Annotated in this window: 11 protein-coding genes; 9 read left to right on the top strand and 2 right to left on the bottom strand. The window is 38.0% G+C overall.

Annotated elements, in window-relative coordinates:
- Nucleotides 1-9: 9 nt before the first annotated feature.
- From FC33_RS08105 to FC33_RS08090, 4 genes are all read left to right on the top strand, one after another.
- On the top strand, nucleotides 10-282 hold the full coding sequence (locus FC33_RS08105; RefSeq protein WP_057828085.1) for a hypothetical protein: 273 nt from the start codon (nucleotides 10-12) through the stop codon (nucleotides 280-282).
- Nucleotides 282-713 carry a phage holin family protein gene (locus FC33_RS08100; RefSeq protein ID WP_268888906.1) on the top strand — a complete coding sequence of 144 codons (432 nt, stop codon included), beginning with the start codon at nucleotides 282-284 and terminating at the stop codon, nucleotides 711-713. The genes FC33_RS08105 and FC33_RS08100 overlap by 1 nt, the downstream gene beginning before the upstream one ends.
- Complete coding sequence (locus tag FC33_RS08095) at nucleotides 700-1995, top strand: LysM peptidoglycan-binding domain-containing protein (RefSeq protein ID WP_057828084.1); 1296 nt, start codon at nucleotides 700-702, stop codon at nucleotides 1993-1995. Before FC33_RS08100 ends, FC33_RS08095 begins: the two co-directional genes overlap by 14 nt.
- Before the next feature lie 809 nt (nucleotides 1996-2804).
- Nucleotides 2805-3431, top strand: a complete 627-nt coding sequence (locus FC33_RS08090) for a CPBP family intramembrane glutamic endopeptidase (protein WP_235803908.1) — start codon at nucleotides 2805-2807, stop codon at nucleotides 3429-3431.
- Nucleotides 3432-3469: 38 nt separating this feature from the next.
- Here the strand turns inward: FC33_RS08090 and abc-f are convergent, their stop codons facing one another.
- The gene (gene abc-f / locus FC33_RS08085; RefSeq protein WP_057828082.1) at nucleotides 3470-4969 is read right to left on the bottom strand and encodes a ribosomal protection-like ABC-F family protein; all 1500 of its coding nucleotides are present in this window, start codon (nucleotides 4967-4969) and stop codon (nucleotides 3470-3472) included.
- 299 nt (nucleotides 4970-5268) lie between these two features.
- On the opposite strand from abc-f, the gene FC33_RS08080 reads away from it, so the two are divergent.
- The 3 genes from FC33_RS08080 to FC33_RS08350 are packed head-to-tail and all read left to right on the top strand — an operon-like array spanning nucleotide 5269 to nucleotide 6921.
- Complete coding sequence (locus FC33_RS08080; protein WP_057828081.1) at nucleotides 5269-5802, top strand: helix-turn-helix domain-containing protein; 534 nt, start codon at nucleotides 5269-5271, stop codon at nucleotides 5800-5802.
- Entirely contained in the window at nucleotides 5802-6698 is an 897-nt protein-coding gene (locus tag FC33_RS08075; protein ID WP_081037088.1) for an IS3 family transposase, read from the top strand. Before FC33_RS08080 ends, FC33_RS08075 begins: the two co-directional genes overlap by 1 nt.
- A 10-nt stretch (nucleotides 6699-6708) precedes the next feature.
- Entirely contained in the window at nucleotides 6709-6921 is a 213-nt protein-coding gene (locus FC33_RS08350) for a linear amide C-N hydrolase (RefSeq protein ID WP_146993401.1), read from the top strand.
- Between the two features lie 44 nt (nucleotides 6922-6965).
- Here FC33_RS08350 and FC33_RS08070 read toward each other — a convergent pair whose 3' ends face one another.
- Entirely contained in the window at nucleotides 6966-7322 is a 357-nt protein-coding gene (locus FC33_RS08070) for an arsenate reductase family protein (protein WP_057828080.1), read from the bottom strand.
- A gap of 156 nt (nucleotides 7323-7478) precedes the next feature.
- Here FC33_RS08070 and FC33_RS08065 point away from each other — a divergent pair, with 156 nt between their 5' ends.
- Nucleotides 7479-8141, top strand: a complete 663-nt coding sequence (locus tag FC33_RS08065) for a DUF6198 family protein (RefSeq protein WP_057828079.1) — start codon at nucleotides 7479-7481, stop codon at nucleotides 8139-8141.
- A gap of 109 nt (nucleotides 8142-8250) precedes the next feature.
- A complete protein-coding gene (gene xerS / locus FC33_RS08060; RefSeq protein ID WP_057828078.1) occupies nucleotides 8251-9303 on the top strand; it encodes a tyrosine recombinase XerS in 1053 nt (350 codons plus the stop codon).
- Nucleotides 9304-9405 lie beyond the last annotated feature (102 nt).

Raw genomic sequence — 9405 nt, 5'->3', positions numbered from 1 at the left:
CAATGAATTATGCAAATCAAAATGAGTAACTTAAACTACAACTTTGACAACAACGGTAACACAACATCAATCAACATCTCATTTTCAGGGAATGAAGGTTCAAACTTTATCAGTGCAACCATGGTTGTAACTCCCGATGATTTGCCACAAGGTGTTGACACCTTAGATGATTTGAACCGGAAACAAGTTCAAGAATTAGGTCGTGAAAAGCTGGCTAAGTACACAGCTTTAACAACGGCTACACCAACTCAAGGCAGCAACTCAACGGAAACCGCTAAGTAGTGGAGCATTTCCACTACCTCGTTCTTAGCTATCTCGACCACATGATTGACGAACCGGTTATCGTGATATTCACTTGGGCTGTCGTGGCGGATATTGTTACCGGCATAGCAAAATCATTGGTTGCTAAGAAAACCAACAACATGACGATTTCAAGCAAAGGGTTGAAAGGCTTAATCACTCACGGGTGCGTCATTCTGATTGTTTTGACGCTCTTTCCGATTGCAAGTGCAATGGGCTTTCACGACCAAATGATTTGCTTGATTGCGTTCTATGTTGTTATCTATTGTGTTTCAATCGTTGAGAACTTAGGCGAAATGGGCGTTCCCATTCCGTCTTTTTTGAAAAATCATCTTGCTAAGCTGCAAGACGATTACGACCATGGAACAGGTCAAGCAACAGAGAAAGGGGACAACGCCAATGAAGAAAAGTAAATTGATTGCGGGTGCTGCTGCTTTAATGGCGGGAGTGACAATCGCAATGACTCCGGTTCATGCAGATAGAGATTACGGGGTTGATTTATCAAAATACCAAGGCTACAACGCTCAATTCGTTTCGCCTGATGACAAGTTTGCAATTTGTCAGGTTGGTGGAATGTACGGGGACGGTTCAACATACAGTCAACCAACGTACGATAGCCAAGTGGCTACCACAATCGCGCAGGGTAAGCGAGCTCATACTTACATTTGGTTGCAAACTGGCGATAATGGTTACTTAGCGCAGCAAGCGGTATATCATTTCTTGCCGCAAATCAAAAACGCATGTCCTAAAGGTTCAATCATCGCTCTTGACTGTGAACAAGGTTACGGCAAAGACTTGCAAGGAAACACAAACGCCGTTATTTCAGCAATGAACGTTATTCGTGATAATGGCTTTACTCCGGTGTTCTACTCTTACAAAGGATATGCCAATGCTCATTTCTACGTAAATCAAATCGGTAACGCTTATCCAAATAAGATTTGGGTTGCTGGTTATCCGTATACAAACGGAACATATCCTGCACCAATGGAATATTTCCCGTCAATGGATAATGTAGCGTTATGGCAATATTCAGACCACGGTCGGGGCGTTTACAGCAAAGCAATCGACTACAACATTGACTTACTGGGAATCACAAAGAATGGCTATGAAAAAGGCAACCCGAACAAGCCGGATAATAATACTCCTGTAATTCAGGAAGGCAAGAAAGCCGACAACACGCCAAAACGGGATATTTCGGTAGGGTTTACGGTCAAAGTCAATTTCAGTGCCACGCACTGGGCAACCGGCGAAAGTATTCCAAGTTGGGTCAAAGGTCGAGCTTACACGGTCGAACAGGTATCAGGCAATAAGGTTCTGCTTAGTGGAATTAACAGCTGGATATACAAATCGAACGTTGAAATCTTGCAAACAGCAAGTCAAACTCAACGCAACGACCAAGTAAACAACTCAAGCATTTACGTTGTACGTTCCGGCGATACGTTGAGCGGTATTGCCAGCCGTTACGGAATGACAACCGCTCATCTTGCTAACATGAACGGAATTTCAAATTGGAATTACATTTACGTTGGCGAACGGTTGCGAGTAAGCGGTGCTTCCCATGTATACACTGTTCAAAGTGGCGATACATTGAGTGGCATTGCTGCACGTCTTGGAACAACGGTATCAGCCTTAGTTGCTAAGAACGGAATTAACAACGCCAACTTGATTTTCGTTGGCGAAACGTTATCATATTAGCGTAATTGAATATCAAATTAATCAGAAAGCAGGAGTACCAGTCTATGGTATTCCTGCTTTTTCTGTTGTATTCTGAAATCAAGGCATGAAGAATTTTCTTTCTTTGATACTCCATCTTATTTTTTTCTACTTAATTTTTTCCATAATTAGGAGACTCACGACCATGACGCTGATTAGTCAGCGTCTTTTTTTAATGGTTGCGAAATGGTTGCAATGGAATCATAATTCTATGATAGTTGAGTGATATTTGAATGAATATAACAATAGATATAATTATTCATATAATAGGTAGATAAATGTTGCATGATATTAGCATGAATAAGAATAGAATAAGGACCCAGACTTATAATCGAATTGGTTCTCACTGGAATTATCCAGTGAGATTTTTTTGCAAAAAAATAAACACTTCAGCAAAGAATGGGTGTATTTTGAAAGTAGCTGGAGTGTTTATTAGTAATTTTAAATTACAGAGATAAATCTCTATAAGTGTAGAATAATTAATTATGTAAAGGTTGTCAATAAAAAGCGCATCTTTTTTTCGAACTTATCCAAAAATTAATGGTTAAATATTTTGAAGGTTCAAAATACCCGTGTGATATAATGGTTTTGAGTTATTTTGATTTTCAAAGTAATTCAATTTTTAATTACAAAGGGGAAAAAGAATGAAAGAGAATTCAAAATTTAAACCATTAATCACTTATTTTATTTGGTTAATTTGCTTTTTATTGATTCAATCTGCTTGGGTATGGATATTTCTCAAATTTCGCATCGGTGATGGCTTTGATTTGCAAAAACGGATTCTATTCCGAATGGGAATTTTGGAAGTCATCATGCTCATTTTCTGCTGGATGCTTAATCATTTTTATACTCACGAAAAGCTGCTTTTCAAAAAGACGTTTTATCTCTCGTTTTTAGGCGACTTTTTAATTGCCTTTTATATGGTCGTCTTTGAAAAGAACCTTTACCGTATCCATGCGCCGCTCTTTTGTTTAATAACTGCACTTTTAGTTGCATGTGCTGAAGAATTTATCATGCGGGGAATGCTATTACCAAGCATCATACATCATGTTCACAAGACTCACGTAATTTGGAAGGGAATCTTCCTTAGCAGCTTTCTTTTCGGAATTACTCATTTAATGAATATTCTTCATCAATCTGCATATCAAACCATGTTGCAAATGATTGGGACATTTTTATTAGGAATTATCCTAGCTGTTATCTATTTGAAGTCCGGAAACTTGATTATGCCGATTTTACTCCATGGACTCTTGGACGCATGTTCAATCGGAATTTCAACGTCGCATTCAACCACAATGCTGAATAACCACGGAAATCCATTAGGAACGCTTATTTTATTTGTTCTTGCATTGCTATTTTTAGCAACCGTTGTTTCAAAGAAGCAGCAAGCTAAAATTGAAAAACGATTTAACGTATAAAGAAGAGGGCTGTGACCGACATCACAGTCCTCTTTTGATTACCGTTTCAAACATTTTACAAATTGCGGATCAAACGAATTAATAAATTTTTGATCATGTTCAACAATCAGCATTGTCGGTGATTTTTCTTTGATCATTGTCAAGATTTGTTGCTGGTTTTCAATATCTAAGTAATTTAATGGCTCATCCCACAAATATAAGTTTGCTGGTTCAACCAAAGATTTCGCCAATGCGACTTTCTTTTGCTGTCCCTTACTCATCTGCTCAATTGGTAGATTAAACACTTCACGCGGCATCCCCAGCTTACGCAAAAGATTCAAGATTTCATTGAAATTCAATCCATTCTGATCTGCAAGCTGCATAATCGTTCCGTTCAGTTTTACCGATTGGCTCAAATAGCTAATTTTAGCGTGCGAATTGACGTGAAAATCACCGGTCGAATTCATTTGAACCAGATTCAAAATAAACTTAAATAGCGTAGATTTTCCAATTCCGTTCTGACCGGTAACGATCAGCTGCTCATTACGCTTTAAGGTAAACGTGACTGGATCAAAAAGCGGGAAATCATACCCAAGCTGAAAATCTTTAAAAGATAAAACTTCGTCTTTTCTTGAAGGAATATAGTTGATCGTTAGCGGCGAAGTCTCAATTATATTATTGAAAAGTGCTTGTTTTTGCTTAATTTCCTGATCAATTCGCTTTTGAATTGCCTTTGAGCGTTTCATTGAACGTTTCGCCCGGGCACTTGTAAAACCACTATGACCAGTTCCGCCGCTTCCTTTGACATGCGGGTTTCCATAGTTATCTTTTTCACGTTGCACAGCCCAGTTCTTCTTTTCGCGTGCTGTTTCCCGTAACCGCGTGATTTCGTTTTTTAATTTTTGATTCTCTTCCAGATAATTTTGATCCTGATTTTCCTTTTCAACTTTATAGGTGTCAAAGTTTCCATGAAATTGTAAAATTGTATTTCGCTCAATTGATAAAACATGGTCGATTATTTGATTAAGAAACGCAACATCATGACTTACAACAATAAATCCTTGTTTCTTGTGTTTTAAGTAATCCGCAATTTGTTTTCGACTTTTGCCGTCTAGATGGTTAGTCGGTTCATCAACTAATGGAAAAACGTCATCATTCTTAAAAAGGGTTGCCAGCTGAACCTTCGTTTGTTCGCCACCACTTAATTCGGCATATGGCCGCCAAATCAACTCATCTGAATTTGAACACATCTTTGACAGTTCTTTTTTTAATTCCCATTCTTCAATTGGATAGTTGTCCTGAATCGCCATAATTGTTGGATAAGAAGGGTGGTCAATTTTTAATGGAAAATATTGGAAAGTCGTCTGACGTTCAATTTGACCACCATTCGGGACAAGTTCGCTGAGAAGTAATTTTAAAAAGGTTGTTTTTCCTTGGCCATTCCGTCCAAGTAATCCCAGCTTCCAATCAAGGCCGATGTTTAAATTTACCTTCTTGAAAAGGGGTGTAAGTTGACCATCATATGCGAAAGTTAAGTTTTTGACTTTAATGTCTGCCATTCTGATACTTCCTTTCAAAAAGGACCCGTACACTTTTACGTAATACAGGTCTGAATATCGTCAGGAAAATACCGTCATTTCAGATTTAAAGCCGTGTATTACGATCAACTTTCAGAATTAAAAAAATGCACAAAAGTCCCGTCCAAAAATAAATTAAACAGTTATTTTTGCAAATTAATAATTCTAGAAAATCAATCGAAACACCTCCGAGTCAAGTTGTTAAATAAAGTATACACCTATTTTGTGAAGTGCCCTACAATTGTTAGACAAAAAACTAATGATTGTGAGGCACTTTTTGTATGGTTAAATATAAACCTGAATTAAAGGCGCAGATTGTTCATGAATATCTTTCAACTGCACAGAGTATCAATGATTTAAGTGAGAAATATCATATTGGAGAAAGTCAAATATCTAGATGGGTTCAAAGATACCGGTTAAATGGTCCTGATGCTCTCAAACCACGGCGGCATAAACGGAATTTTACTGCTGATTTCAAATTAAGTGTGATAAACTATTACCAAACTCACGAGGATTCAATGGCTGAAGTAGCGGACCGCTTTGACATTTTACCGTCGCAGGTCTCTATTTGGCGTTCAATATTTGAACGGGAAGGAATTACGGCCTTGAATCCTCAGCCGAAAGGTAGGCCACCTAAAGTGAATCATCCTAAAAAACAACGGCAGCAGCTCGCACATCAAAGTGAGCTTGACCGCTTAAAAGAAGAATTGGCGAAGAAAAATCAGGAACTTTATGAAACCAAAATGGAACGCGACATCTTAAAAAAATCGCTGTCCCTGTTCGGATCCTTAAGGCCCGGAAGAAAACGCAAATAGTGGATCAGATCAGGGACGATCAAGCATCACTGCCTAAGAAACAACGCTATAAGATTGGCGATCTGCTCAAGACCATTATGCTTCCCAAGGCAACTTATCACGATGAGCGTAAACGGATTGCCAATCCCCATGACAAATACACAAAAACTAAGAAAATGATTCTTCAAATCGCACAACGTTTTAAGGCCCGAGGGCGTTGGACTGCGGGCTATCGCCGAATTCAAGCTGAATTAGATAAAATGGAATTACATTTGTCTGGCGATACAATTTGCAAACTAATGAGTGAATTGAACGTTCAAGTCAGTTTCTATAACCGTCACCGTAACGGCAAATATTCGTCCTATCATGGCACGGTAGGCAAGATCGCGGCTAATAAATTGAGCCAAAAATTTAATGCGCACCAACCTTACCAAGTTATTCATACGGATGTTACGCAAGTCCGGTTGGCTAACCATCAATGGGCTTATATTTCAGTGATGATTGATGAAGCCAGCCAAGAGATCCTGGCTTTCCAGCTTAGTACTAGTCCCAATAAAGAACTAATTATGCGCACCCTTGAAGAATTAATTGATAACTTACCTGATGGTGCCCAGCCAACCATTCATTCCGACCAAGGCTGGCATTATCAGTTAGCTTACTATACCCAAAAACTAGCGGATTATCACTTTGTTCAAAGTATGTCCCGCAAGGGAAACTGCTTAGATAACGCTCCAGTAGAAAGTTTCTTTCACCTGTACAAAACGGAATTACTGGCCGGCTTTCCACCATGTAAAGATATTACAGAATTAGGGAAACTTTCTCGAAATTATGTTCAATATTTTAATAATGTTAGAACGACTTTAAAAACAAAAGGCATGACTCCGGTTGAATACCGAAATCACGCCTTGGTAGCTTGATAATTTAATCTTGTCTAACTTTTGTCTTGCACTTCAAACCGATGCGCAAGACTTTAGTTGCTACCGTTCATTTATGAGTGCAACGTCACAAACATACTACTTTGCAACGTATAACAATCAACGGGTGCGGAAGATCAATCTTCAAAGTTTAACTGATTTAACCGAACCGAAAATTTTTGTTGTTGATAATCACGAAGATATCTTGGACATTACAAATAATTAGTAAAAAGACATCTGATGAGTGTTCACCAGATGTCTTTTTATCAATTATTTATTCCATACTTCTTCGTATTCGGCTTCCTTAAAGCCAACCGTAATCCGGTTTCCGTCAACCATGATTGGTCGTTTGATCAACATACCATCATTTGATAAGATCGTGCATGCTTCAGTACATGACATCGCGTTGACTTTATCCTTTAATCCTTGTTGCCGATAATGTTGACCGCTCGTATTAAAGAACCGTTTTTGCGGCAAATCCGTCATTTTCATCCATTTTTCAAATTGCGCTGCAGACGGAGGATTTTTAACTAAGTCATGTGGCGTATATTGAATATGGTGTTCATCCAGCCATTTTATTGCTTTCCGACACGTTCCGCATCGCGGATAATAGTAAAAATCAGGCATTTGGGCCGACCTCCTTAAATTATTCAAAAATCATTTTGCAAAATATATTTTGATTATCATAACAAAAAACAATTAGAATATCAATCGCGTTAAGCAAAAAACAAATTAAAGTGTATAATAGTTTTAATAACCAACATCAAAAAGGATGAAGTTTCAATGGAAATACACGACATTAGCAAGCTTGAACTTGCTGTTTACTTTGGATTATCAATTATCATTAATAGTTTTGGGAATGCACTGACCGTTGCGCTGAACTTAGGAAGTCCATTATGGACCGCAACGTGTGTCAACGTCAGTCAGACGATTCATTGGTCACTTGGAAACATCATGGTGATTTGGGGTGCATTATTGATCATCATTAATACCATTTTGATTCGGAAAATCGATTTAAAGCGCATTGGTAAAAGTATCATCTTTATGGTGTTATTTTCGTACCTTGTAAGTTGGCTTAGCAGCATTTTAAAACACTCATTAGTAATGACCATGAATTTACCAATGAGAATTTTATTTGATTTATTTGGAATATGTTTAGTATCATTAGGTGTTTCAATGTACCAACGCGTAAACTGGATGCTGCATCCTGCAGATGATTTAATGCAAATCGTCCGGTTTAAGTTCTTTAATGGAAATTCAACTAAAGCAATGTTTGCCGTTTATTTGCCAGCAATCATTATTGTTGCAATTACATTTTTAATCAGTCATCAAATTGTCGCAATCAACATCGGAACAATTTTTGGATTATTATTCCAAGGACCAATGATTGGAATTTGTGATCGAATTTGCTTTAAACGGTTAAAGCATCATAATTTGGATCATTGAGAACCCCTCTTTTAAGTTGCATATGTTAGTCATTAAAACTATAATTTTAATAACAGATTAAATCAAAGAATTAGCTATCCCCTTATCAAGCTTTAGAAAGGATTTGTTTATGGATCACGATCGTTACTTACCATTAATTCAAACTGAACTCAAAAAACTTCCAGTTTATATCCGTGATTTTTATTTGCAAACTAATCATTCAATCACAACGATTTATCAATATCTAACTGAATTTCGACGATTTTTTAATTGGTTGCGCGAATCAGGCATTTCGGATGCAAAGGAAAATCAAGCAATTAAAGTTGAAACGCTTGCTAAGTTGCGCCGTTCAGACATTATGTTGTACATTGATTTTCTTAAACATTCTAAAAACAAACAAGGACGCGTTAATTCACCAACATCCATTAATCGGTCGATCAATGCTTTACGATCATTGTTTAAGTTTTTGACCGTTACGGCGGATACCGAAGATGGAAAACCGTATTTTACCAATAATGTGATGCTCAAAATTGATTCATTAAATACCACGGAAACGTTGAATTACCGTGCTCACAACCTTGAAACGCACATGTACACTGGCGAACGGAAATATGAATTCATTGATTTTATCGAAAATGAATATGAAAAAAATTGTGATCCGCGGGCTTTAACCGCGTTTAAGAAAAATAAAGAACGCGATATCTGTATTGCTGCAATGATCCTTGGGACTGGAATTCGGGTTTCAGAAGCAGCCAACGTTAATGTTGAAGACCTTCATCTTGAAGATGCAATGCTTGATGTTACGCGGAAAGGTGGCATGCGGGACTCAGTTCCAATTGCGCCATGGGTCGTTCAATACGTCGAACGCTATGCTAAAATTCGCCAAGACCGGTACAATCCGCCGAAGGATCAAAAAGCATTCTTTGTCACTGAATATCACGGTGAGGTTCGGCGCATTACGTATAATTCAATTGAAAAACTGATCAAAAAATATTCTACGGCATTTGGTCATCCGTTAACGCCCCACAAATTACGGCATACTCTCGCATCGGAATTATATGAAATCACCAAAGACCGGGTCTTAGTATCCCAACAATTAGGGCAAAAAGGGACATCCGCAACCGATTTATATACCCACGTCAATCAGGAAGCTCAAAAAGATGCCCTTCGGAAGTTAAAATAAGCCCTTTTGCCCTTCTCTTACTGGTCCCCTTTCAAATTGGAAATTAAAAAAAGGTTGTGACGTAAGTCGCAACCTTTTTGCTATATCCGCATAATCGGGTTT

The organism is Ligilactobacillus aviarius subsp. aviarius DSM 20655, from assembly GCF_001436315.1.
GTDB classification, from domain to species: domain Bacteria; phylum Bacillota; class Bacilli; order Lactobacillales; family Lactobacillaceae; genus Ligilactobacillus; species Ligilactobacillus aviarius.
The sequence above is the reverse complement of the archived record's forward strand: the minus strand, read 5'-3'. Positions and strand labels throughout refer to the sequence as shown.